At 42.6% G+C, this 23,094-nt stretch carries 23 protein-coding genes and 1 other RNA gene; 16 read left to right on the forward strand and 8 right to left on the reverse strand.

Going from position 1 to position 23,094, the window contains the following annotated elements:
* Positions 1-315 precede the first annotated feature (315 nt).
* The 13 genes from IG80_RS0105460 (at position 316) to IG80_RS0105515 (ending at position 13,881) form a co-directional block, all read left to right on the forward strand.
* On the forward strand, positions 316-2,409 hold the full coding sequence (locus IG80_RS0105460) for an OPT family oligopeptide transporter (protein ID WP_032112879.1): 2,094 nt from the start codon (positions 316-318) through the stop codon (positions 2,407-2,409).
* A gap of 430 nt (positions 2,410-2,839) precedes the next feature.
* Positions 2,840-2,989 (forward strand): hypothetical protein, encoded by a 150-nt coding sequence (locus IG80_RS15010; protein ID WP_156962050.1) that lies wholly within the window; start codon positions 2,840-2,842, stop codon positions 2,987-2,989.
* A 100-nt stretch (positions 2,990-3,089) separates the two neighbouring features.
* Positions 3,090-3,626: a DUF3576 domain-containing protein gene (locus IG80_RS0105465; protein ID WP_032112880.1), complete on the forward strand. Its 537-nt coding sequence runs from the start codon at positions 3,090-3,092 to the stop codon at positions 3,624-3,626.
* 69 nt (positions 3,627-3,695) lie between these two features.
* Entirely contained in the window at positions 3,696-6,239 is a 2,544-nt protein-coding gene (gene leuS, locus IG80_RS0105470) for a leucine--tRNA ligase (RefSeq protein ID WP_032112881.1), read from the forward strand.
* The gene (lptE, locus tag IG80_RS0105475) at positions 6,232-6,732 is read left to right on the forward strand and encodes an LPS assembly lipoprotein LptE (RefSeq protein WP_156962051.1); all 501 of its coding nucleotides are present in this window, start codon (positions 6,232-6,234) and stop codon (positions 6,730-6,732) included. The genes leuS and lptE overlap by 8 nt, the downstream gene beginning before the upstream one ends.
* Positions 6,733-6,896: 164 nt before the next feature.
* Entirely contained in the window at positions 6,897-7,523 is a 627-nt protein-coding gene (gene ruvA, locus IG80_RS0105480) for a Holliday junction branch migration protein RuvA (protein WP_032112883.1), read from the forward strand.
* A gap of 114 nt (positions 7,524-7,637) precedes the next feature.
* Positions 7,638-8,654 (forward strand): Holliday junction branch migration DNA helicase RuvB, encoded by a 1,017-nt coding sequence (gene ruvB / locus IG80_RS0105485; RefSeq protein ID WP_032112884.1) that lies wholly within the window; start codon positions 7,638-7,640, stop codon positions 8,652-8,654.
* 2 nt (positions 8,655-8,656) lie between these two features.
* Positions 8,657-9,559, forward strand: a complete 903-nt coding sequence (locus tag IG80_RS0105490; protein ID WP_032112885.1) for a DMT family transporter — start codon at positions 8,657-8,659, stop codon at positions 9,557-9,559.
* A gap of 247 nt (positions 9,560-9,806) precedes the next feature.
* Positions 9,807-10,655 (forward strand): TIGR01459 family HAD-type hydrolase, encoded by an 849-nt coding sequence (locus tag IG80_RS0105495; protein WP_052046086.1) that lies wholly within the window; start codon positions 9,807-9,809, stop codon positions 10,653-10,655.
* Positions 10,656-10,962: 307 nt separating this feature from the next.
* Positions 10,963-11,367, forward strand: a complete 405-nt coding sequence (locus tag IG80_RS0105500; RefSeq protein WP_032112886.1) for a hypothetical protein — start codon at positions 10,963-10,965, stop codon at positions 11,365-11,367.
* Between the two features lie 275 nt (positions 11,368-11,642).
* Positions 11,643-12,350, forward strand: coding sequence for a metal ABC transporter ATP-binding protein (locus IG80_RS0105505; protein WP_052046087.1), 708 nt, complete (start codon positions 11,643-11,645; stop codon positions 12,348-12,350).
* Positions 12,343-13,200 (forward strand): metal ABC transporter permease, encoded by an 858-nt coding sequence (locus IG80_RS0105510; protein WP_032112887.1) that lies wholly within the window; start codon positions 12,343-12,345, stop codon positions 13,198-13,200. Before IG80_RS0105505 ends, IG80_RS0105510 begins: the two co-directional genes overlap by 8 nt.
* Positions 13,201-13,314: 114 nt before the next feature.
* Entirely contained in the window at positions 13,315-13,881 is a 567-nt protein-coding gene (locus tag IG80_RS0105515; RefSeq protein ID WP_232224334.1) for a sugar transferase, read from the forward strand.
* A 70-nt stretch (positions 13,882-13,951) separates the two neighbouring features.
* Here the strand turns inward: IG80_RS0105515 and IG80_RS0105520 are convergent, their stop codons facing one another.
* From IG80_RS0105520 to thyX, 8 genes are all read right to left on the reverse strand, one after another.
* A complete protein-coding gene (locus tag IG80_RS0105520) occupies positions 13,952-14,536 on the reverse strand; it encodes a BON domain-containing protein (protein ID WP_032112888.1) in 585 nt (194 codons plus the stop codon).
* Positions 14,537-14,743: 207 nt separating this feature from the next.
* On the reverse strand, positions 14,744-15,100 hold the full coding sequence (locus IG80_RS0105525; protein ID WP_084756172.1) for a YraN family protein: 357 nt from the start codon (positions 15,098-15,100) through the stop codon (positions 14,744-14,746).
* A 20-nt stretch (positions 15,101-15,120) separates the two neighbouring features.
* Entirely contained in the window at positions 15,121-15,960 is an 840-nt protein-coding gene (gene rsmI, locus IG80_RS0105530; protein ID WP_032112890.1) for a 16S rRNA (cytidine(1402)-2'-O)-methyltransferase, read from the reverse strand.
* 28 nt (positions 15,961-15,988) lie between these two features.
* Positions 15,989-16,882: a tetratricopeptide repeat protein gene (locus IG80_RS0105535; RefSeq protein WP_032112891.1), complete on the reverse strand. Its 894-nt coding sequence runs from the start codon at positions 16,880-16,882 to the stop codon at positions 15,989-15,991.
* A gap of 160 nt (positions 16,883-17,042) precedes the next feature.
* Positions 17,043-17,837 (reverse strand): aldolase/citrate lyase family protein, encoded by a 795-nt coding sequence (locus IG80_RS0105540; RefSeq protein ID WP_032112892.1) that lies wholly within the window; start codon positions 17,835-17,837, stop codon positions 17,043-17,045.
* Positions 17,838-18,300: 463 nt separating this feature from the next.
* A complete protein-coding gene (gene lpxK, locus IG80_RS0105545) occupies positions 18,301-19,221 on the reverse strand; it encodes a tetraacyldisaccharide 4'-kinase (protein WP_198027194.1) in 921 nt (306 codons plus the stop codon).
* A 47-nt stretch (positions 19,222-19,268) separates the two neighbouring features.
* Entirely contained in the window at positions 19,269-20,534 is a 1,266-nt protein-coding gene (locus tag IG80_RS0105550) for a 3-deoxy-D-manno-octulosonic acid transferase (RefSeq protein WP_198027195.1), read from the reverse strand.
* Between the two features lie 7 nt (positions 20,535-20,541).
* On the reverse strand, positions 20,542-21,483 hold the full coding sequence (thyX, locus tag IG80_RS0105555; protein ID WP_032112894.1) for an FAD-dependent thymidylate synthase: 942 nt from the start codon (positions 21,481-21,483) through the stop codon (positions 20,542-20,544).
* A gap of 78 nt (positions 21,484-21,561) precedes the next feature.
* On the opposite strand from thyX, the gene ssrA reads away from it, so the two are divergent.
* The 3 genes from ssrA to IG80_RS0105565 all read left to right on the forward strand — a co-directional run bounded on the left by ssrA (position 21,562) and on the right by IG80_RS0105565 (position 23,087).
* Positions 21,562-21,917, forward strand: a transfer-messenger RNA (tmRNA) gene (gene ssrA, locus IG80_RS13895).
* A 25-nt stretch (positions 21,918-21,942) separates the two neighbouring features.
* Positions 21,943-22,437 carry an SspB family protein gene (locus IG80_RS0105560; protein WP_052046091.1) on the forward strand — a complete coding sequence of 165 codons (495 nt, stop codon included), beginning with the start codon at positions 21,943-21,945 and terminating at the stop codon, positions 22,435-22,437.
* Positions 22,434-23,087, forward strand: a complete 654-nt coding sequence (locus tag IG80_RS0105565; RefSeq protein ID WP_156962053.1) for a YggS family pyridoxal phosphate-dependent enzyme — start codon at positions 22,434-22,436, stop codon at positions 23,085-23,087. Before IG80_RS0105560 ends, IG80_RS0105565 begins: the two co-directional genes overlap by 4 nt.
* The last annotated feature ends 7 nt before the right edge of the window (positions 23,088-23,094 follow it).

The raw sequence follows: 23,094 nt of genomic DNA on the forward strand, positions 1-23,094 counted from the left end.
GACCAAAGAACTCAAAATAGTTTTTTTGCGCCTGACAAATAAAGGTGTTGCTGAGTAAGACAATGACAGTATCCAGTATATTTAATTAACATCAAATGACAAATGCGTTTGAAAAGATGAAAAAAATGGCTTAACAGCTTTTTGATCATACCGCCACCCTCTCACAAGATATTGAGGACTCCAATTACCCTTTTTATAGCCTAAATCCACATAAAGCCTTCAAAAAATCTAAAAAAGAAGATAAAAAATATAGAAATAAGTAAAATAGTCGAATAATCTAGAGACTAGAGAAAAATTTTAAGGAGTAACCTTGAAGTGGAAAAGCAAGCTAGTATAAGCGAGGCAGACCAGAAAATTAAACCATTTATTCCTGCGGCAAAAAATATACCTGAGATAACTATCAAATCCTTAATACTAGGAATATTTCTGGCTATTGCCCTTGCAGGTTCAAATGCGTATTTGGGATTAAAAATGGGGCAAACAATTTCAGCCTCTATTCCTGCCGCGGTGATTTCTATGTCAATTTTGCGGATGTTTCGCAATTCAAATATTTTAGAAAACAATATCGTTCAAACCATTGCTTCAGCTGGGGAAGTTGTGGCCGCTGGGATTATCTTTACGATTCCAGCCTTAGTTGTTATGGGGTATTGGGATCGCTTTAATTACTGGCAAATTACAATTGTGGGTTTAATTGGTAGTATTCTTGGTATTTTGTACTCCATTCCATTACGACGCGCATTGATTGTGGAGAGCGAATTAAAATATCCCGAAGGATTGGCCACAGCAGAAGTCCTTAAAGCAGGAGAAAGCAAAACTAAAGGCCAAGGTGTAAAATTCTTGGTGTTTGGTGCAGTTGGGGCTAGTTTAGTGAAATTCGGCCAAAGCGGCCTTCATATTTTTGGTGAAACTTTATCCGTCTGGTTCCGCACTGGTGGCGCTGTTTTTGGTGTTAGCAATGGACTATCTCTCTCCATGATGGGAGCAGGTTATATCGTTGGCTTGAATGTGGCGTTCAACTTGTTTGTTGGGATGGTCATTGCTTGGTTTATTGCAGTGCCGTTGTATTCTCTGTTTGGCGCAACGCCTCAGGAAATGGGGCTTGACGCAAATGCTGGTGCCTTTGAATATGCCATGGCAATCCGGGCTGAGAAGATTCGTTTTATTGGTGTTGGGGGTTTGGTTATGGGAGGTCTGTGGGCTTTATTTTCACTTATTAAGCCGATTAAACTAGCTGTGACCTCTTCTTTTGAAGCTCTAAGCCATTCTCGCCAAGGGATTGCAGTAAAGCCATTACGTACGGATCACGATATTCCAATGACTCTAGTATTGGTAGGAATTATTGTTTTGGCTGTGCCTATGACGATGGTTTTTAATAAAATTTTAGGTACGGCGGATTTATCCTTAACTACCACAAAATATTGGATTGTGCTTGGATTTCTATCAATAGTTGTTTTAATTATCGGTTTTGTTTGCGCTTCCATTGGTGGTTATATGGCTGGAATTGTTGGGTCTTCTGCTAATCCCATATCTGGTATTACCATTGGCGCGATTTTAATCATGAGCTTTTTGCTTGTGGTGGTTCTTGGAACAGATGTTGAATTTGGCGTTGCTACCAAAGAAACCCTTAGTTTATCTGCCATGGTTATCCTGGTTGGTGCTGTTGTTGCTGTTTGTGCCTCCTTTGGGTGCGATAATTTGCAAGACTTGAAATCGGGTCAAATACTTGGAGCAACGCCGTGGAAGCAGCAAGCAACGTTGATTGTTGGGGCGATTGCGGGCGGTATGGTTGTGGCGCCCATTATGGAACTACTTTATGATGCTTATGGTATGGGAGGGGTTTTCCCCCGGCCTGGAATGGACCCGGCGCACGCATTAGCTGCGCCCCAGGCAACACTGATGGCCTCTGTTGCTCAAGGGATATTCGAACAAACACTCGACTGGAATCTCGTTTTAATTGGGATTGGTATCAGTATTGTGATTCTGATTGTTGATCAGTTTATTTTAGCTAAATATCAGCCTTCTTACCGCCTCTCGGTTTTGGCGGTGTCATTGGGTATCTATCTGCCAATGGATGTGGTCTTGCCATTGGTTCTTGGCGGGTTATTAAGTCATTTTGCTAAGTGCGTTGTTGAAAAGCAGAAACCGGTTCTTTCCGAAGCTAGCTACACTGCCCTTAAAGAAAAAACTGAGCGCCATGGTCTGTTATTTGCAGCGGGGATGATTGCTGGGGATGCTTTGATCGGTATTCTGCTGGCAATTCCGTTTGCCGCCTATCAAGATACCAATGTTCTGGCAATCGTTGGGTCGAGCTTTGAGCAGACGGCAACAGTTTTGGGAACTCTGGCGTTTGCAGCGTTTTGTTATTATCTTTACTTGATCGGATCACGAGTCAAAGAAGGGCCGCAGTAACGCGCAAATCTCTAGGGCCCCAGAGCCTAAAAAAAGCAGGGATCTAAAAGATTTCCTGCTTTTTTTGTACCCAATCAACCTGACTTGGGATTATTTTCGACTAAAAATGCTTCAGCCTATCCTTTCCTCCAATAAGATCAAGACATCCTGACGCTCAGTTTTATGTTGGTATTTCGAAAACCCCCCCTATGAGAGGGCGCCCAAATAAAAGCTGGGGGCTATCTGTTTGGCAGAATTCCGCGACTTCATATTATTGGGGGATAGAGTTAGAACTCACATTTTTAGGTTTCTTTGATTATTCATTAACGAACGCTTGATGCTATTGCTTGACTACGGTAAAAGTAAATAACGTTAAGATTGAGAGATGTCTTAAAAAAACTCATTCGTTTTAAGATTTTGTTGTTTTTTTAGAAAATTGAAGGCGACGGCAATGAAAACTTTCATAAGCATTGTATTGGTGCTTCACGGTAGTGTTTTGCTAACAGGGTGCAGTGGCATTAATGTTGAATGCTGTCATGGCTTGCCGCATAGTGATGCCCCTACCAGCCGTTTGGATCGACGTTGGAATATGGATAACTAAAGTCCCGTTTTTGATGAATAAAAAATAAATTTATTAGACAAGCTGATTTTTTTAAGAGTAAAGAATTTTACAAATGAATAAAAAAAGATGGAGAGCGTGCATGCGTAAGGGAAATATATTTTTGGCTGCAACCCTTATTGGGGGGATGCCATTATTACTTGTTGGTTGTGGGACTGATCTTACCCCGCAAGAAGGACAACAAGCACCTTTAGGCCGTGAAGAAACGCGCAAAACAAACTTTGGTAAGCTTTTTGGCGATGACTTTTTGTTTTTTGGTGAATCTAAAAAGTTTGATAGCAATGCAACGACAGGAATGCGGGTCAATCCCTATTTATGGCAAGCTTCTCTCGATGTTCTTTCGTTTATTCCGTTAGCCTCAGCGGATGCTAACGGTGGAATCATTATTACTGAATGGTATAGTGCCCCTCAAAAGTTAGCCGAACGTGTCAAAGTAATTGCCCGTGTGAATGATAGGCAGTTACGGGCGGATGCCATCACTATTATCATTCATAAGCAAATTCGTAGTAAGAATGGTGAATGGGTCAATGCTGCTGTTGAGCCAAGCGTAGTAACAGATATGGAAGATATTATTTTGACCAAGGCGCGCCAGTTAAAGGTTCGAGCCGGACAAAAGTAATAAGCGCTCTGATGCTGAGGCCTATAACCATCTAGGCGAGCAAAAATAAGCCAAGGATTAAGGAATAAAATGGCATACCCGTTTCGCGATATAGAAGAAAAATGGCAACAAATTTGGCAAGAAGAAAATTCTTACCGGACTGAGAATACGAAAACCAATAAGCCAAAAGCTTATATTTTGGAGATGTTCCCCTACCCGTCTGGGAAACTTCATATGGGACATGTCCGCAATTATTCGATCGGGGATACTATTGCTCGCTTTAAACGTGCCCAAGGTTGCGAAGTATTGCACCCCATGGGATGGGATGCTTTTGGGTTGCCCGCGGAAAATGCGGCCGTGCAAAACAGTACTAGCCCTGCTGCCTGGACGGTGCAAAATATTGCAGCGATGAAGGCCGAATTCAAATCCCTTGGGTTCGGTTTTGATTGGGAACGTGAATTGGCTTCTTGTATGCCAGAATATTACGGCTTAGAACAAAAGATCTTTCTAGACTTTTATAAAAAAGGGTTAGCCTATCGGACGGAATCTTGGGTTAACTGGGACCCGGTAGATCATTGTGTCTTGGCTAATGAACAGGTGATCAATGGACGTGGCTGGCGCTCAGGGGCCTTGGTTGAAAAGCGCAAATTAATGCAATGGTCGCTTAAGATCACTAACTATTCTGAAGAATTGCTTGAGGAGCTGTCAGCGCTTACCGGCTGGCCAGAAAAAGTTGTCAAAATGCAGGAAAACTGGATTGGCCGTTCTGAAGGCGCTTTTATTCAGTTTGAAATTAATGATTTTGATGAAAAATTAAATGTCTTTACGACAAGGCCAGAAACCTTGTTTGGCGCCTCATTTTGCGCTATTGCGCCCACCCATCCGATTGCGGAAAAATTGGCAAACACAAACGCAAAGTTAGCGGCATTTATCGAAGAGTGTCAGCATGCTCCCACAACTGAAGAAGCTTTAAGCACGGGGGATAAAAAAGGGTTTGATACTCATTTGAAAGTGGTGCATCCCTTTGTGCCGGGTAAAACCTTACCTTTATTTGTCGCTAATTTTGTGTTGATGGATTATGGTACTGGGGCGCTTTTTGCCTGTCCTGCTCATGATGAGCGTGATCATGATTTTGCTAAAAAGTATAATTTGCCGATCATTCAAGTTGTGGCACCAGAATCAACAGATGTAAGTGTCGACATTACTCAAAAAGCTTATACTGGCCCGGGGAAGATGATTAATTCAGGTTTTTTGGATGGGTTGTCTATTGAAGAAGCACGTTCTGTGGCAATTCAAAAACTTGAGGCTCAAGACCAAGGCAAAAAACAAATTACCTATCGTTTGCGCGATTGGTGTGTCTCCCGTCAACGCTATTGGGGCTGTCCTATTCCGGTGATTCATTGTGACCATTGTGGAACGGTACCTGTGCCTGATGCAGATTTACCCGTGCGTCTTCCTGAGGATGTTGAGTTTAATAAAACCGGTAATCCGTTAGATCACCATCCTACCTGGAAGCAAGTGAAGTGCCCAAAATGTGAGAACGATGCGATTCGCGAAACAGACACTTTTGACACCTTTTTTGAATCTTCTTGGTATTTTTTACGGTTTTGCGATACCAAGGCCATTGCCCCCCTCAATAAAGAAGCTGTCGATAAATGGATGCCTGTTGATTGGTATATTGGTGGTATTGAGCATGCGGTTTTACACTTGTTGTATGCTCGTTTCTTTACCAAGGCATTACGTGATTGCGGGTATATCACCATTTCAGAGCCCTTTAAAAATTTGCTGACTCAAGGAATGGTGTGTCACCAAACTTATAAAGACGAAAATGGCAAATGGTTATATCCTGAAGAAGTCATGCGCCTGACGGGGGGGCAATATGTGACCGTTGACGGGGAAAAGCCAGTTACAGTTGGTCGCTCAGAAAAAATGAGCAAATCGAAAAAAAACTTGGTTGATCCACAGTCAATTATTGATACATATGGGGCTGATGCAGCGCGTTTGTTTACGCTATCAGATACGCCACCTGATCGGGATTTTGACTGGAGCGATGAAGGGGTTGAAGGGGCGTGGCGTTATTTGAACCGTTTGTGGCGCTTGATTGAAAATATTAAAGCAACTGCTGGGCGTGTTGGTGAGGCAGAAGCGTCTTTGATGGTGGCTAAGAAAACCCATCAGATGCTGAAAAAAATCACGCAAAATTATGAACGAAATGGGTTTAACAAGATTATTGCTTTTGCGCGGGAATTGACCCGTGATTTGGAAAATGCTGTCACGGATCAAGCGGTCTCTCATCAACAACTGACCCATTCTGGCAAAGTATTAATTCAGGTGCTCTTCCCACTTGTGCCCCATATTACTTCTGAATTATGGCAGCAAATGGGAGAAACGGCATTGGTGATTGAGGCTACGTGGCCTGAAATTGATGTCAAGCTTGCCACAACAGATGAAGTCACGATTGCTGTCCAGGTGAATGGTAAGATGCGGGGGGCTTTTATTATTTCCAGCGATAGTGATGAGGCAAGTGTTTTAGAAGAAGCGCTGAAACTGCCAACCGTTCAAAAAGATATGAACGGTCGTCCTATTCGCCGCAGTATTGTTATTCCTAATAGGATTGTGAATCTTGTTGTTTAAAAAATTTATAATTATTCTGGCATGCTCAGCGATTTTGAGTGGCTGCGGTTTTCAACCTATGCTGAAAGGTGATGCTGCAGGTAAGCAGTTATTTGTTCTAAGTGTTAAAGGAGAGGGATACCCCGTCTATATCTTTAGACGGGAAATGGAAAAGCAATTATCACTTGTGCCGCGATTGAAAGAAAATGCATACCGTGTTGATATTAGTTTGGTAGGGGCTGAAGCAGCCGCCACTGTTGCGCAAGATGCAACCATTAGTCGGGTGAGCTTGAATTATATTGCAAATTATAAAATCTCAACGCCGGATGGTCACTCTGTGGAGCAGAATACAACATCAACAACGTCGTATCCTGTGATTCCCACGGACGAATTTATCTCTAAAAACGCTGATACTGCTGCTAGGACGAGATTAATGATTGATTTGGCAAAGGATGTGGCTTTGGAAATCGTGCGAGCTATTAAGCAAGATGTAGAGCATCAACCAAAGCTATAAGGCAAGGACTGTTTTTTCTCGTCCTTGAGAGCTTTCAATAAGGCGGGTGGCAATTTTCTCGGGAATTAATACTGAGAGTGCCATCTCACTTAATGCCCTTTGTAATGACGGTGTTTTTGAGGAAATCTCCTTTTTCCACACCATTTGGACCAGAAAGGTGTTTCATGATTGCAAAACTAAAAGGGATCGTCGATACGATTGCTCTTGACCACCTGCTTATTGATGTCAATGGGATTTGCTATCAGGTATCAACCTCGACTAAAACATTGGCTCATATAGGTGCTGTAGGGGACCGTGTCGTCCTTTATACAGAGATGCTGCTGCGCAATGAGTTGCCGCAACTGATTGGCTTTTATAATACCGTTGAGCAGGATTGTTTTCGGCTGTTGACGACGGTTCAAGGTGTAGGCGCTCGAGTCGCATTGGCGATTTTATCGGTTTTAACGCCGGATGAATTGACATTAGCAATCTATAATCAAGATAAAGCCCAAATTACGAGAGCCGACGGCGTGGGGCCGAAATTGGCGCTTCGAATTATCAGTGAATTGAAGGACAAGGTCTCAAGTGTTTCTCTAGGAGGCGGGATTACCCAAGAGTTACCAGCGACTCAAGGCGGTGGTTCATCCCAGGTGAGTGATGCTTTTGCGGCCCTTGAATCCCTGGGATATCGCCGTCATGAGGCAGCCGCAGCGATTCAACAAGCCATGCAGAAACTGGGGAGTGATGCAAGTACAGCCGACATCATCCGGATTGCGTTATCAACCTTTAGCAATCGTATATACTCATCATGATTGAAACTATGAATTTCTCCCTATGGCTTTACGAGCTCAATTTTAGGCACAAATTTTTTAAAGAGAGCTCACAATTCGCATTTCCAAACATGACGAGTAGAACAGGTTAAAACTATGGCAGATTCAGAATTCTTTGTTAAGACTGAAAACACTGAGGATCAGCTCAATCATTCCCTGCGCCCCGAAGTCTTAGATGATTTTACTGGGCAAAAAGAAGTACGGCAAAATTTGAAGGTCTTTATTGAGTCAGCTAAAGCGCGGGGTGAAGTCCTTGACCACACGCTTTTCTATGGCCCTCCAGGTTTGGGGAAAACGACTTTAGCACAAATTGTCGCTCGGGAGCTTGGTGTTAATTTTAAAGCAACATCGGGCCCTGTCATTGCCAGAGCTGGCGATTTGGCGGCCATACTCACAAATTTGCAGGCTCATGACGTCTTATTTATCGATGAAATTCATCGCTTAAATCCGGCGGTGGAAGAAATCCTTTATCCCGCTATGGAGGATTTTAAGCTTGATTTGATGATCGGGGAGGGGCCAGCAGCTCGCAGTATACAGATTGATTTGCCCAAGTTTACGCTTATTGGGGCAACGACTCGATCGGGGTTATTGACTCAGCCGTTGCGTGAACGATTTGGTATTCCCTTACGATTGCAGTTTTATACTTTAGAGGAGCTTACTCATATTATTAAGCGGAGTGCCCGCTTGTTAACACATGATATTTCTGAAGAGGCTGCTTTTGAAATTGCCCGCCGATCCCGCGGGACTCCTCGAATTGCTGGACGCTTGATTCGTCGGGTACGGGACTTCACCATTGTAGCGCAGACTCGAGAAATAACGATTGAAATCGCTAAACTGGCTCTTGATCGTCTTGGCGTTGACCCTTTAGGGTTAGATACTCAAGATCGCCGTTATTTAACTTATATGGCGGAGTTTTACCGGGGGGGCCCGGTTGGGGTTGAAACACTCGCTGCTGCTTTATCTGAGCAAAAGGATACACTGGAAGAAGTGATTGAACCTTATCTTATTCAACAAGGTTTAATTCAACGTACTCCTCGCGGTCGTCAATTGACGGATTTAGCCTATGATCATCTCGATTTAGTAAGAACAATAAAGCAAGAAGCGTTATTTTAGTTATGAATATCATTCTCTTCTTCATCACCACATTTATCTGGGGAACAACTTGGCTGGCTATTAAGTATCAGCTAGGTGACGTTCATCCCCTCTGGTCCGTTACTTACCGCTTTGGACTTGCTTCTTTAATTTTGGTCGGTGCTTGTATAGTAAGTCGCCAATCTTTAAGGTTTTCAAGGAAAGATCATGGCTGGATTGCGCTTCAGGCTCTGCTACTTTTTTCTACAAACTATTTGATGTACTATTTTGGCACTGACTATTTTATAAGTGGTGTTGTTGCGGTATTATTTGCCTCTGTGACACTCATGAACATTGTCAATAGCCGTCTATTTCTTGGGACACCAATCACTGTTTCTACTTTAGCAGGCGCTATTCTGGGTGGACTCGGACTCATTTTCATTTTTAGTGCAGAAGTTATTCGTCTATCGCAAGAAAATCTAACCTATATCGCTGAAGGGCTCGCTTTTTGCCTTGGGGGTACATTATGTGCCTCTTTAGGACAAACGGTTGCAACAGCAAATATGCGTCGCTCTTTGCCGGTGATGCAGACCAATGCCTTAGGAATGGCTTACGGCGCAGCGTTTACCGCCATTGCAGCACTCACTGCAGGGATCTACCCAAGTTTCGATTTTTCTACTACTTACGTTGGTTCTCTCCTTTATTTATCTTTTTTTGGCACGGTATTGGCTTTTGGAAGTTATTTAAAGTTGGTTGGTAATATTGGTTCGGGGCGGGCAAGCTATGCTTTTGTTGTGATCCCCTTAATGGCGTTGATTGTTTCCAGCATGTTTGAAGTGTTTCACTGGGATATCTATTCACTTTTAGGCGTGACGATGGTATTGATTGGCAATTGGATTGTGTTGGCGCGCAATGCTGTTTCAAGCAAACCAGCTCGCTCGTTTTAGATTTTGAGCACCTCATTTCTTAAAAGAGATAAACTATACCATCGAAATTCAACCTCTTTTTCAGCTAAAATGCTTTAGAATCATTTTTGAGTGAAAGAGGCGAGAGGAACCTTTTGGTCCATGGTCAATATTTGAATGAAGTGATCAATTTTAGGAGGTTTTTAACCTAAACTTGAAGGTGTATCTCAAATAAAGTAAGGTGTGTTAATTGGTTTCTTGCTAGCATCAATTTCCGGGGAGAGGGTAGATGAAAATAAGCCATTTGGCACAGATCGCATCCGACTATGATGCCTATATCATCGATTTATGGGGGGTACTGCATAATGGTCAACAGGCCTTTCCCCAAGCTGTTTTGGCGCTAGCTGAGTTGAAAACCCTGCAAAAAAAGATTTTTTTACTTTCCAATTCTCCCCGACTTGTTTATGCAAGCCAAGCGCGTCTAGCAGAACTCGGAGTGCCGCGTAATTTTTATGATGAAGTTTATACTTCTGGGGAAGATTGTTTCCAAGCATTGCAACATTCACAAGATCCTTGGTATCAAAAATTGGGGCAAAAATTTTATCATATTGGGCCGGATAAAAATCATAGCCTGAGTGCTGGCTTATCCAGGACAAAAGTTTCGACAGTGGAAGAGGCTGATTTTATGCTCGTAACAGGGACAAATGGCTGGGAAGTTGATGTGACCAATTATGTGTCGATCTTAGAAAAAGCCCGTTTACGTCATCTACCAATGGTCTGCGCTAACCCAGATTTAACGGTTATTTATGGCGAAGAGACTGTGATCTGTGCGGGTGCCATTGCTCAATATTATGAAGGGATTGGCGGCGACGTTCGTTATCACGGCAAACCTCATCCCGGAATCTACAGGGTTGTATTAGATAAACTATTGCCGATTAAGCGTAATCGGATTTTGGCGATTGGTGATTCACTTCGCACTGATATTAAAGGCGCATATCAGTTACAAATTGACACGCTTTTAGTTCTAAGTGGCATCCATAATAAATTCCAAAACGAACCATATGAGGCTATTCGCGATTATTCCCTCGAATATTTTCAAATTGAACCCACGTATATTGCTCCAAAACTGAAGTTTTAATAACTTTACCGACGGAATTAAATTGGGCGCTCCTAGTGTAGGGGGAGATGTAGATGAGTCTGCTTGCATACTGAGAAGGCCGGTCAAGTTATGGTATAAGGATTAATGGCCTCAGATAATATTAAGGTGAGCAGCTAAAATGTCTCAAAATCATCCTTGCGTGGATGAAGGGCGAGAGAACCTAAGAAAATGAGGAATCGTTAATCCTCACCTATAATTCATCTATTGAGTAGGCATTATATCATTTATATTAACTATGATTCCATTCATATCTTTCTAGCCAATTTTTAGAGGGAGGAAATGTAACATGTTAAAGGTAATAAGCTTTAAGAGTGCTGTCTGGCTTTGCTTAGCCTACGGTAGTAGTAATTTTCTGTGTGAGGCACAAGCATCCAAACTTGTTGTGAAAAATAATCTCGATGCTCCAGTAGAAATGATTATTCAGCATGATAGTGAAGACGCATTAGTTGCTCGCGAAACCCCCCTAGATAGCCCAGAGCTAAAGGATGTTATTAAGCCTGGACAAGAAAAAACCTACGAAATAACCAAACCAGAATTATCTTATACTAAAAAGTTTTCGGTCATCGGAAAAGTGACGCTTTATGCTTTATCAGATAGATGCAGTAATTTAGATGTAGACGACGATTATCTTATTTTCCTTAATTCTAAGAAAGGGGGAGGGGTTGTCTGCAGTTATCGGAAATTAAAATAGATTTATGCACTCAGTTTAAAAAATAGTCGATTACTTATGGGGACATTCACTTTCTGGAATGTTCCTTTATTCTTCCCTTGTAAAAAGTAGAGGCAATTTCCATATATCTTCTAGGTTTACTTGACTTTTGTGCTACATAGGAATAATCCTAGACTAAAGAGGGTAAGATTATGAATTTCAATCCATTGTTGCTCAGCAGCTTTACACGTTTGTTGATTATGACATTGCCACTGGGCATTGTGTGGGCCTGTGTGCTTTTAACAAATTAATGTATCGTGTCAGCAGCAAAACTCACTATTACTCTGGAAAATATTTCGCATTGCTATGGGGGGATTCTCTCCCTAGATCAAATTTCTTACCAATTTGCCACAGGATCACTTACAGCGGTGTTTGGTCCTAATGGCGGCGGTAAAAGCACTCTTCTCAAAATCATTGCAGGTATTTTGAAACCCACCTCTGGAACTATCCGATCCCATATCAAATACATATCAGATTTGGCTTATTTAGCTCAAGGCAAAGACATTGACCGTACTTTCCCTATTCATGTAGAAGATGTTGTGGCGATGGGATTGTGGCCAAAAATTGGTGTATTTCGCGGCTTGGGCCGAGATGATCTGCCCCTGGTTGACGATGCTTTAGCCCAAGTAGGGCTCGTCGGTTTTAACAAGCGTTGCCTAACAGAACTTAGTGGCGGCCAACTGCAGCGTTTATTTTTTGCACGGCTAATTGCCCAGCAAGCCAATTTTATCTTACTTGATGAGCCGTTTACAGGGATTGATGCCAACACAACTAAAGACTTGTTAGGACTAATTCAACGATGGCATCAACAAGGCAAGACAATTATTGCTGTCCTGCATGACATGACGATCATTCAACAATTTTTTCCTACATGCTTACTGATATCTCGTAAATTAGTGGCCGCAGGCGCGAGTGATGATGTCTTAACAATAGAAAACCTCGCGAAGGCGGCCTTCAATGTATGACGTATTTATTGCCCCTTTCGTTGAGTTTATCTTTATGCGTCGCGCTCTTGTGGCCTGCATCGCGATCGCCCTCAGCTGTGGCCCACTTGGTGTTTTATTGGTGTTGCGCCGCATGAGCTTAATGGGAGACGCCCTCTCCCATGCAATTTTGCCTGGAATTGCTATTGGTTACCTTGTCACGGGACTGTGGTTGCCTGGCTTGTCTTTAGGTGGGCTTGCAGCAGGTCTTATTGTCGCCTTTGCGAGCGGTAAAACAGCCAGAAAAACAGTTTTAGCGGAAGACGCTAGCTTTACTGGGTTTTATATTATCTCCCTAGCTCTTGGAGTATTAATTTTGTCGGTTAAGGGCGGGAATATGAATCTAACACATTTCTTATTTGGAAGTGTACTTGCCGTTGACCAAGAAATTTTGTTGTTGATTGCTATTATCACTACAATGACGCTTGTCATTTTGGCTTTGATTTATCGGCCATTGATTTATGAATGCTTTGACCCACAGTATGTTCAACTTATGGGGATTAATGCAGGACGCTATCAACTGATTTTTTTGGGGTTGGTGGTGATTAATCTTGTTGGCGCATGTCAGGCTTTGGGAACTTTAATGGCGCTTGGCATTATTATGTTGCCGGCGATTGCAGCACGCCTTTTAACTAAACAGGTTTGGACAGCGGTTTTAGCGGCCGTTTTGATTGCTTCTATCTCAGGTTATTTAGGATTGGTCACCTCTTACCAGCTAAATTGGCCCTCAGGTCCAACGATTATCCTATTTTGTGGTTCAGCTTATCTTTTGTCGCTTGGATTTTATTGTATAAATCGGGTTCCCTTCAAAAAAAGCTGTATAAAAAGGTGAATTCTTGAAAAATTCATCCCACCATCAAAAAAATAAACACTTGATAAAAATATTTTTCTTTACTATCTACTATACCAGGTGAAATAAATTGATCTCAAAAAACTTGCCACAATCATGATGTTAAAAAGAATAATTGATATTATACTAGCTTCAATTGCCTTATTACTCTCCCTTGTCCCCATTTTATTAATTGCTTTAGCTGTTAAGCTTACATCTAAAGGCTCTGTTTTTTTTACAACGCAACGCCTTGGTCTTAACCATAAGCCATTTTCAATGCCTAAGTTTCGTACAATGTATGTTGGTACTCCTATTAAGGGGACTCATGAATTTAAAAATGCAACCCAGTATATTACGCCTATTGGTTCATTTTTGCGGCGCACAAGCCTGGATGAACTTCCCCAATTATTTTCTGTTCTCAAGGGAGATATGAGCTTGGTAGGTCCACGGCCCTCTTTGCCTAATGAAGACCTTTTAAATCAGCTACGCTATGAACACAAAGTGCATGAATTACTTCCTGGGATTACGGGATGGGCTCAGATTAATGGGCGCGATAGCTTATCCATTGAACAAAAAGTACATTTCGATGCAGAATATCGATCCAAAAAATCAATCATTCTGGATCTTAAGATTATTGTTATGACGATTTTACTCGTGTTGAACCGCCAAGGCATTCGCCATTAAGTTTAGTAGGTTTTGTGGAATTGACGTTCAAATAGTAAGGACCAAAGGAAAGGCCCAAAAGGGCCATTTTTTACTCTCGGGAGTCTTTCAGTCGCACATAACTAATGACTTTTTTTACCCCATCCACATGACGTATGATATCTAGGGCCTCCTCTAGTTCGGCTTGGTTTTGCGCAATCCCCATCAAGTAAACATTCCCGCTTACCGTTTTAATACTATAATTCATCGATTGAATGTTTTGTTCAAACAAAAGTTGAGTTTTGATTTGAGTAGTGATCCATGTATCTTTGGCATAAAGGCTGGCACTGACCTGTTTTGCGACAGTCATATTGTCGATAACCCGTTTAACGCCTTTAGTATCCCACGAAATCTTTACTGCTTGGATATGCATTTCATTTGTCGCCACATTCCCCGTCAGTAATACTTCACCATTTTGGACAGTAACATTGACATGGTGGTAAAGATCTGGATCATTTTGATAAAGGGCAACTTTGATTTTTGTTGCGATTTGGGAGTCGGTGATATTGCCAGAAACCCCTTTTTCCTGGACAATTGAACCCCCAACAGCAGCAGCACCACCAATAATTGCTGGGGCACAACCAGATAGTATTAAAGAGAGACCAGCAAGGCTGGCAATAAGTTGAGTTTTTTTCATTGATGACCCCAATATTCAGGTTTTATGGTATTTAGGCTCTGGGAAAGAAAACTGAAAGAAGCCCATTTTGGCTGTTTTTGTTTGCAAAATTCTTCAAATCTTCTGGAAGTAGACATACAACTCTCTCGAAATTTGGCTTCATTTTCGGTTAAAAACATCTCAAAATCCTCCTCCTTAAATTTCCTTCTCAGACCCTAGGGATACCGCTTAATGATTGCTTTGCCAAGCATTTTTCAAATGTTGTGGTAAACTTTTAGGCGAGAGGAGGATCACATCAAAACGAATTTCCTCTGGTTGCCAGGCAAGCTGCCCGAGATAGGCTCTTAAAGTTCGCTCAATTCGTTGGCATTGGCGTCTGGTAATGGATTCAGCGGCTGTTCTTTGTGATTGACGAAACTTAATTTCAACAGCGACTAATCGGCGTCCTTTACGGATAATGAGATCAATCTCACCGTAAGAATTCCGATACCGTTGTTCTATAATTGAATAGCCTTTTAAGCGTAGGTATAACCGAGCCACGGCTTCAGCTAGAAGGCCACGTTGATAACCTGTTTTAAACATCATTTTGCTTATGCACGGGAGAGTTAATCATCTTTAAGGGCGAGCGCGCGTTGATACACTTGCTTTCTAGGAAGACCCAGTGTTTCAGCAATCATATGACTTGCCTCTTTGACAGAATATTCGGGGAGAAGTTTAGTTAAGGCGGCATCAATTTCAGCTACCTCAATCCCCCGTTTTTGAGGTGGAGAGAGGACAATAACAAATTCACCTTTAATGCTGTCTAGAGATGTATAATGAGTGATCACATCAGCATAAGAGCCAAATACTACTTGTTCAAAGCGTTTGGTGATTTCGCGCACTACCGCGATTTCACGATCAGGAAAGCTTGTTTGCATAGCTCTCAAACAGTCAATTACCCGCTGGGGTGCCTCAAAAAAGACTAATGTTGCGGGAATTGATTTAAGCTCACTAAAGTCTTTCGGATGGGCAAAACCACAAAACATAAATCGGTCGCTTGGCATGGCTGAAAGAACCAGGCCGGCTAGCACCGCAGAGGCTCCAGGAACGGTTGTCACTGGCAGATGGGACTTATAGCAAGCTCTCACGAGTTTATAGCCAGGGTCAGAAATGAGCGGCATGCCAGCGTCGGAAATCAGGGCAATGATTTTACCGTCTTGCAACGCCTCGATGATTTTAGGGCGCATTTTATCGCCATTATGATCGTGATAAGCCCATAACGGTTTGTTAATAGCAAAAGTTTGCAGAAGCTTAAGGCTCGTTCGGGTATCTTCACAGGCAATAATATCAGCCTTAGAGAGGACAGAAAGCGCCCGCAGTGTAATATCACCGCGGTTGCCAATTGGAGTTGCAACAATATACAGCCCAGGCGTCACTACAGGCAAAAAATCGGGTAGATCAAGCATCAGGCAAATACCTTTTTCTTCTGGTTAATTAAGAACACTTATATTTTGTTATCAAACCATCCGCTTTAGCATTTGTTTCTTTATTGTTAGGAAAATCACTTTTGAGTTTTTTCAACACTGTGCAGGCACTTTTTTTGTCTTTATCTGTTGCACCTAACGTCTCACCTAAACCAAGAAGTGCCTTTGCCCCTTCTGTTCCTTTAGAGTTTGCCTTGTAAGCCTTGGCAAAGCTAGCTTTTGCTTCTGATTTTTTGCCTTGCTTTAATTGGGCTTCGCCAAGCTGAACGCGCGCAGCAGCAGCTTCTTTACCGGAAGGATGTTCTGTCAAATAATGCTTAAAGGAAGCTTCAGCTTCGGCATATTGTGCTTTGTTCATCAATCCTTTTGCTTGGTCAAATCCAGCCGCTGAACTGCCGGCATCGAGCGTTGAGGTGGCATTTTTCTCCGCTGTTTGGGTTGCTTTCTCGCGATTTTCTGTCACTTTTTCTTTAGGAGATGGTGCCTGGGGTTTGGCTTTGGAACCAAGGCTTTCTAAGATGGCATCCACATCGGCGTCCTCAGCCTCCAGGGCACTACTTGGCTCCATTAATTCTGAATCCTCCATCTGAGCGGCTGGTTTTGCCAGAGGGTCAGCAGCGGTGCTATCATCTGCATCCACACCGTGTTTAACTTGAGATGTTTTACCTAATTGGTGTTCTAGTATTTCAATGCGACCAGTTAAGCTTTTGACGAGGTTTGCAAGGCTCTCCACATCGTTTTTGGTGGCTAATTCATCGCCGGCAGGGTTTTCACCTTTGGTGCGCTTTTCAAGATCGTCGAGACGGGCACTCAGATCCCCGATTGTTACATCATCAGCATTGGCTGAGGTTATTACCAATGCCATGCACAGCAAGCTTGTATTCATAAATTTTTTGAATGTCATTATTTTTAGGTCCTAAGAGCTCTTGTCTAATTTCTTGTATCTAAGCGAAATTTCAAGAAAAAGTCTACAAAAACAACAATTCTCTCTCTCCCTTGCATTTCCTCATATCCATTGTGCTCAATTTTGCTTGCAAATCTCCCCAAGTTTCTTGAAGGAAAGCCTAGGCTACCAAGCTCAAAATGCGTCGTTCTAAGAGATTAATCCGGGCCACATCCTCATTTTTAATATGGGCGTAGTAATTTTGTTTGTTTTTTAACCAGAGCAGTTCAAAGCGCGCCGCCTCGGTCAGGCCATGAATCAATGTTGGTTGCAGGAGTTGCGATTTATTAAAGGCAATTTTTCGTGTTTCAAATCGATTTAAGTGAATATTTTCAATCTTTTGTAAAACAGGAATAGAATCAAAAGAGATGCCACCTCCAACAATCAATTCTTGGTTATGAATTTGACATGCTCTCGCAACATTTAGAATTTTTGAGGTGATGATCGGTGTTTCGATAGCATGCCTCGGGAGGTTCATCGATGCTGAAAAATCTACTCGACCAAAAACAGCCCCGGTGAGGCCAAGCTTGCTGGATTCTGCAATTAAATCTTCATGGATGGCATAGGCTTGTGCAGTTTCAATGTTGAAATAAAATTGAGTATCATGCTTTTCGGCAGCAGGAAAAGTTTTTGCACAAGCTTCAGCATATTTTTTTAAGGCATAGGTGGATTCAATCATAGGGGCAATGATTGTTGATGCGCCAAGCGAGCGAGCATGATAGAGTCCTGTTAACCCCTCACAGCCACCAATTTTGATGATGAGATCAAGACCAGCTTTATATCCAATTTCCACCAAACGCGGCAATTCCTCTAAACGAGACCCTTCTGCCTCGAATTCTGCCCGAATATGAGTGTAGCCATAAAGGTCACGGCCACGGCGGAGCAGTTGGAGCATATCTCTTTCTAATAGATTCATTACAATACCTCAAACGATCATGGTTATCTTTATAATTTTACGGATCTTATTTTAAGAGTAAAACAGATACGTTACTCCTCAGTTTTTTTCTATAAATCTTAATAACAAGTTAATTTTAATAAAATAGTGTGCCAGTCAGCTCTAAAACAGGACTGCTCCCTATAAAAGTTAGCCTTCCAACTTCCAACCCCTATCGCACTTATGTAGAATGGAGTTGGCTTTCAAAAAAGCCCTACGACATCTTGATGCAAGAATCCAGGTGTTTTTTTATTTTTCGTCATAAAAACAGCCTGGCCCTCGGACCAAGCTTTTCTAAAGCCGCGTATTTCGCACCAACTCCCTCTTGCCCAAGGGTCCCCGGGGACGAAGGCGTGCTGATACCTTTTATTCAAACTTTCATGAGGTGGCCGTGAATTCTAAACAGTCTTGCATTGGCCTCTTGGATTCAATTTGAGGAGCTTGCCTACTTAATTTTTTCTAGTTTTTTCAACAACCAATTCTGAAAAGACTGTGGGTCCTCAAACACACAACTCACATTAAAAACCTCGATGAGGGGCTGTAATGAAAGGGGAATTTTAACGGCATCTTTTGTGGTAGTAATTAACGTCAGCTGTTGTTGATGTGCCTGATTAAGAAGTTGGTTTATCTCTTTTTCACAATAAACATGATGATCGGGAAATGAATGGGTCTCTTGCAAGTAAAAACCATTTTTTGTCAATGATTCAAAAAATTTTTGTGGCCTTCCTATTCCTGCAAAAGCAAGATAAGCTGGCGCTCTTGGTTTTTGATTAGAAACAAACTTAACTCGAAATATGGGCTTATCCTGCGTCCATGAAAGATCAGCCATCTCACCATAAAGTAAAATAGCATCGGCGCGGTTAACGGCATCTTCTAACGGCTCACGCAAAGGACCTGCAGGGAGGACATGACCATTACCAAAGTGAGTAGCTCCATCAACCACCAAAAGCTTTATATCTTGATAAAGCGTCGGGTTTTGAAAACCATCGTCTAGCAACAAAATGGTGGCTCCAGCCTCAACGGCTAGATTTGCCGTCTGGCAACGATCTGGGTAGACCCAAGTAGGGGCTGTTTTTGCCAGTAACAACGGCTCATCACCGACCTCGGTTGCAAGATGATTGGCAAGTACTTGAGTGGGTTTTTCAAGTTTGACGCCATACCCTCGGCTCAAAATATGAGGTGTGAATCCTTGTTGCTGCAACCCTTGGGCAAGTGTAAGCACGAGGGGGGTTTTACCAGATCCACCCACTGTCACATTGCCAACACAAATGACTGGTACACAAACATGGTGTGCTTTTGTGCGGTGGCGACGCCGACGTCCCATAGCGATTACCACTAAGCTAAGCGGCGCCAACAGTGTTGCCATTAACGACTGTTTTTTAAACCAAAAAGGAGGGGGGTTAAAACAATATTTCATGCTTTATGAGCAGAACTTAAATGCTGCAAAACTTCTTCGGCAAGTATGGGTAATCCTTGTTGTTGCTCAATGATAATGGTTTGCCCCGTCAAGCTTCGTCTCCTCGTTTCTTCCTCGTTGGTGAGAAGATCTTGTAAGACGGCTTCTAGTTCTGCTGTCGTTTGCACTTGAATCAACGCTTCCTTTAAATTTTCATTCACATCCAGGAAGTTTTCTGTATGGGGGCCGACAATAACAGCTGAGCCAAGTTTGAATGCTTCTATCGGATTATGACCTCCAATTGTTACAAACGAGCCACCAATAAAACAAACCTTAGCTATGCTATAGACAAGGCCTAAGTCACCGATCGTATCCACTAGCCAAATATCGGTTTTTTGTCGTGGAAAATTACCTTCACTGCGACGCACTACTCTCAGGTCTGCCTTTTCAACCATTTGGAGGATCTCTGCCGCTCTTTCAGGGTGACGGGGGGCAAGGATTGTCAAGAGATTTGGAAAGCGTTGTTTCAGAGCGAGGTGGCGAGCAATCACAATTTCTTCTTCACCTTTATGAGTACTGGTTGCCGCCCAAACGAGCCGTTTTTCGCAGATATTACGCAAGCGATCAAGCTCTTCAGGAGCATACCCAAGAGTATCTGCTGCAAATTTCAGGTTGCAACTCAATGACACATTTTTAGCGCCCAGCTCTTTTAAATATGAAAATGCTTGCTCACTCGGCGTAAAGCAGGCATCGAATAATTGTAAAAGTTGGCGACTAATGTTTGGGAATCGCCGCCACCAGTCAAAACTACGCTTTGACATGCGAGCATTAAGCAAAATCAATGGGATTTGCCTTTTTTTGATGCCGCGCAACAAGTTTGGCCAAAATTCAGATTCAATAAAAACTGCCAAATCTGGTTTCCAGTGGTTCAAAAAACGACTTGTCCACCGGGGGACATCAAGGGGAATGAACTGATGTATACAGCGCTTGGGAAGATGTTTTGCCAATAGTTTGGCGGAAGTCACTGTGCCCGTTGTCACCAGTACATGAAGCTCTGGTTGTATCTCAAGCAATTGATCAATCAATTTTAACATGGAGATTGACTCACCAACGCTGGCACCATGAAACCAAACTAATTGACCTTGTGGACGTGAAAAAGAGGCCCCGCCAAAACGCTCGCAAAGACGTACAGGATCTTCTTTGCCGCGTTTTAGGCGACGTTTTAAGTGATATTTCAACAGAGGGGCTAATGTTTGTATTAGCCAGCGATAAAGATTGAGCATAGTCAATTTAAGATAACGTTTGTTGTAAGGTTTGTTCGAGTTCTTTCCATTCGCGGATGCCCATACCGACTTCTTCACGACTGATTTTTTGACCGGCGATGAGGGCTTTTACTACTTCCATGGCTTTTGCCGACAGAGTGACTGCACCGCGGCGATAATTGATAAACGCATCATAGGTCATGGGGACCCATTTTTGCAAAATATCTAACATCGCCTCAGCATAAACCCGGATTTCATATTGAGCATGGGAATCAGCTCTTAAACTTAAAAAATGCATTAAATTATGCAAATCAATCTTCCAATACCACTGGGTATAGTAGTTCACAGGTAAATTCATCCGGGCTAATTCACGTGCAATTCCCTCGTGTGTGGGATCGAGAACATTCCCTTCCTCGTCATGGTTTAGCAACTCCTGATAATGGTCATAGGCGCGAAGAGCATCGGTTTTGAGTAAATCTAAAATCCGTTGGGCCTTTTGAGAATCAATAGTTTCGCCACGCCCTTGATGATTAACAGTCGACTGCAATGCCAGGTTTTCTGGAGTGGGAATGTAGAATTCCTTGTCCATAATCGAATAACGGGCAGAGTATTCATTAACATTAGCGGTGCGATGACGGATCCACTGACGGGCAATAAAAATTGGCAGCTTAATATGCAATTTAATTTCGCACATTTCAAAAGGTGTAGAGTGACGATGACGTAACAGATAGTTAATTAATCCTTGGTCTTCACTGACCTTCTTCGTGCCTTTGCCATAAGAAACCCGAGCTGCCTGGACGACAGCATTATCGTCCCCCATATAGTCAACAACACGGATAAATCCATGGTCGAGGACCGGAATTGGCTCATAAAGTATTTCTTCGAGCTTGGGCGCAGTGGCACGGCGGGTTTGACAAGTAGTTGCCTGAAGGTCTCTAATTTCCTGGTTTTTTAAGGTACTAACGGTCATAGCTCTTAGTCTCTATTGCTCTTTTTGTTTCCAATCCTAGCCTAGAACAAAAAAAATCTCCAAGCAAATCTAAAGTAAGCTCTTTCATTTTTTGCTAAAAAGCACTATCTTATATTTTGTCAGGTAACTGACTATGACGATAAACTGCTTATGGAATAAGCGTTGTGGACCCGGGGGCGGTACCCGGCGTCTCCACCATGGTTATGGGGACGAAATAGGATCGACACGCGTAATAAAGGTAAGACTTTCGTTCGGCATTGTTCCGCCGTTATCGGGCTAAATTTGATAAATGCCAATAGTAATAAAGGCAAGGCGATTAACAGTAACCGTCACTTCGGTGCAGTTGCTGCTGCTGCTTAATTTCTTAGCTAATGCGGAAATAAAGCGGCTATAGCCTGCGGTTCGGGGGCACCGGGCAACAGAAAGCCCCCACTGATATTTGGTGAAAGGATTGCTCCCTTGAGTAAAATAACAAAAATCGATTATGAACTGATGGTTCAAGAGTCGCTTCGTAACGTTATTAAAGATACTTTAAAACTTGTAGCCAAAAATGGCTTACCAGCTTCGCATCATTTTTACTTGTCCTTTAAGACAAATTATCCAGGTGTTGATTTACCTGACTTCTTGCGTGAAGAATATCCCGATGAAATCACTATTGTCTTGCAGTATGAATTTTGGGATCTAGAAGTAGCCGATAACAATTTTTGTGTGACTTTATGTTTTAATGATATCCATGAACGGTTAACCATTCCCTTCGATGCGATTGTTAGTTTTGTTGATCCTTCCGTTAAGTTTGGCTTACAGTTTACGCCTGTTGAGGTTGATCCAGAACCTATTAAATCATTGTTGGTCGATGAGAAAAAAACATCTCGTAAAGTTTCCAAATCAGATGGACAAGGACAGACTGCGCCAACAGATAATGTTGTCGCGCTTGATGCTTTCCGTAAAAAGTGATTCCCTTACTCGATAATTATACCAGCCTGGTGGCCACCGTTTCCCACAATGCACAGACGGCGCGTCAATCAATTCCTGAGGTTTTGGCTGCTTCTAAAGCTCAGTCTTCTGAAAATTTAGAAACATTGCTAGCCTATGGCCACCGCTTGTTTGGGGAAAACCGAGTGCAGGAAGCAGCTGCTAAATGGCCCCTTTTAAAGCAACGTTATCCAGATTGCCAGCTTCATTTAATTGGCCCTTTGCAAACCAATAAGGTTAAGCAAGCGGTTCAATTGTTTGATGTAATTGAGACGCTTGATCGTCCGACTTTAGCGCACGCCTTGGCCAAAACCTTTGCCAAGTTTAACATTCGCCGCACCCTATTGATTCAGGTGAATACAGGTAGTGAACCGCAAAAAGCAGGTGTTCTGCCAAAAGAGTTTGAATCATTGTTGGCTCTCGCCCGTGGGTTAAACTTACCTGTAGTTGGGCTGATGTGTGTTCCGCCAATAGATGCCGATCCATCGCCTCATTTTGCCATGCTTCAAACTCTCGCAAAAGCGCATAGTTTAAGCTACTTAAGTATGGGAATGAGTCATGATTATCAGACCGCCATCGCCTATGGCACTTCCTGGATTAGAGTGGGAACAGCCTTGTTTGGGGCGCGGTAAGGGAGCA

Origin of the sequence: Candidatus Paracaedibacter symbiosus (genome assembly GCF_000757605.1) — a bacterium.
GTDB lineage: Bacteria > Pseudomonadota > Alphaproteobacteria > Paracaedibacterales > Paracaedibacteraceae > Paracaedibacter_A > Paracaedibacter_A symbiosus.

Coding starts and splice junctions, on each gene's coding strand:
- leuS (WP_032112881.1), top strand. CDS start 3,696: ATGGCATACCCGTTTCGCGATATAGAAGAAAAATGGCAACAAATTTGG.
- IG80_RS0105540 (WP_032112892.1), bottom strand. CDS start 17,837: ATGAATCTATTAGAAAGAGATATGCTCCAACTGCTCCGCCGTGGCCGT.
- IG80_RS0105520 (WP_032112888.1), bottom strand. CDS start 14,536: ATGAAAAAAACTCAACTTATTGCCAGCCTTGCTGGTCTCTCTTTAATA.
- lpxK (WP_198027194.1), bottom strand. CDS start 19,221: ATGGCAACACTGTTGGCGCCGCTTAGCTTAGTGGTAATCGCTATGGGA.
- ruvB (WP_032112884.1), top strand. CDS start 7,638: ATGGCAGATTCAGAATTCTTTGTTAAGACTGAAAACACTGAGGATCAG.
- IG80_RS0105510 (WP_032112887.1), top strand. CDS start 12,343: ATGTATGACGTATTTATTGCCCCTTTCGTTGAGTTTATCTTTATGCGT.
- thyX (WP_032112894.1), bottom strand. CDS start 21,483: ATGACCGTTAGTACCTTAAAAAACCAGGAAATTAGAGACCTTCAGGCA.
- IG80_RS0105465 (WP_032112880.1), top strand. CDS start 3,090: ATGCGTAAGGGAAATATATTTTTGGCTGCAACCCTTATTGGGGGGATG.
- IG80_RS0105495 (WP_052046086.1), top strand. CDS start 9,807: ATGAAAATAAGCCATTTGGCACAGATCGCATCCGACTATGATGCCTAT.
- IG80_RS0105535 (WP_032112891.1), bottom strand. CDS start 16,882: ATGACATTCAAAAAATTTATGAATACAAGCTTGCTGTGCATGGCATTG.
- IG80_RS0105490 (WP_032112885.1), top strand. CDS start 8,657: ATGAATATCATTCTCTTCTTCATCACCACATTTATCTGGGGAACAACT.
- IG80_RS15010 (WP_156962050.1), top strand. CDS start 2,840: ATGAAAACTTTCATAAGCATTGTATTGGTGCTTCACGGTAGTGTTTTG.
- IG80_RS0105525 (WP_084756172.1), bottom strand. CDS start 15,100: ATGATGTTTAAAACAGGTTATCAACGTGGCCTTCTAGCTGAAGCCGTG.
- rsmI (WP_032112890.1), bottom strand. CDS start 15,960: ATGCTTGATCTACCCGATTTTTTGCCTGTAGTGACGCCTGGGCTGTAT.
- ruvA (WP_032112883.1), top strand. CDS start 6,897: ATGATTGCAAAACTAAAAGGGATCGTCGATACGATTGCTCTTGACCAC.
- IG80_RS0105500 (WP_032112886.1), top strand. CDS start 10,963: ATGTTAAAGGTAATAAGCTTTAAGAGTGCTGTCTGGCTTTGCTTAGCC.
- IG80_RS0105550 (WP_198027195.1), bottom strand. CDS start 20,534: ATGCTCAATCTTTATCGCTGGCTAATACAAACATTAGCCCCTCTGTTG.
- IG80_RS0105515 (WP_232224334.1), top strand. CDS start 13,315: ATGATGTTAAAAAGAATAATTGATATTATACTAGCTTCAATTGCCTTA.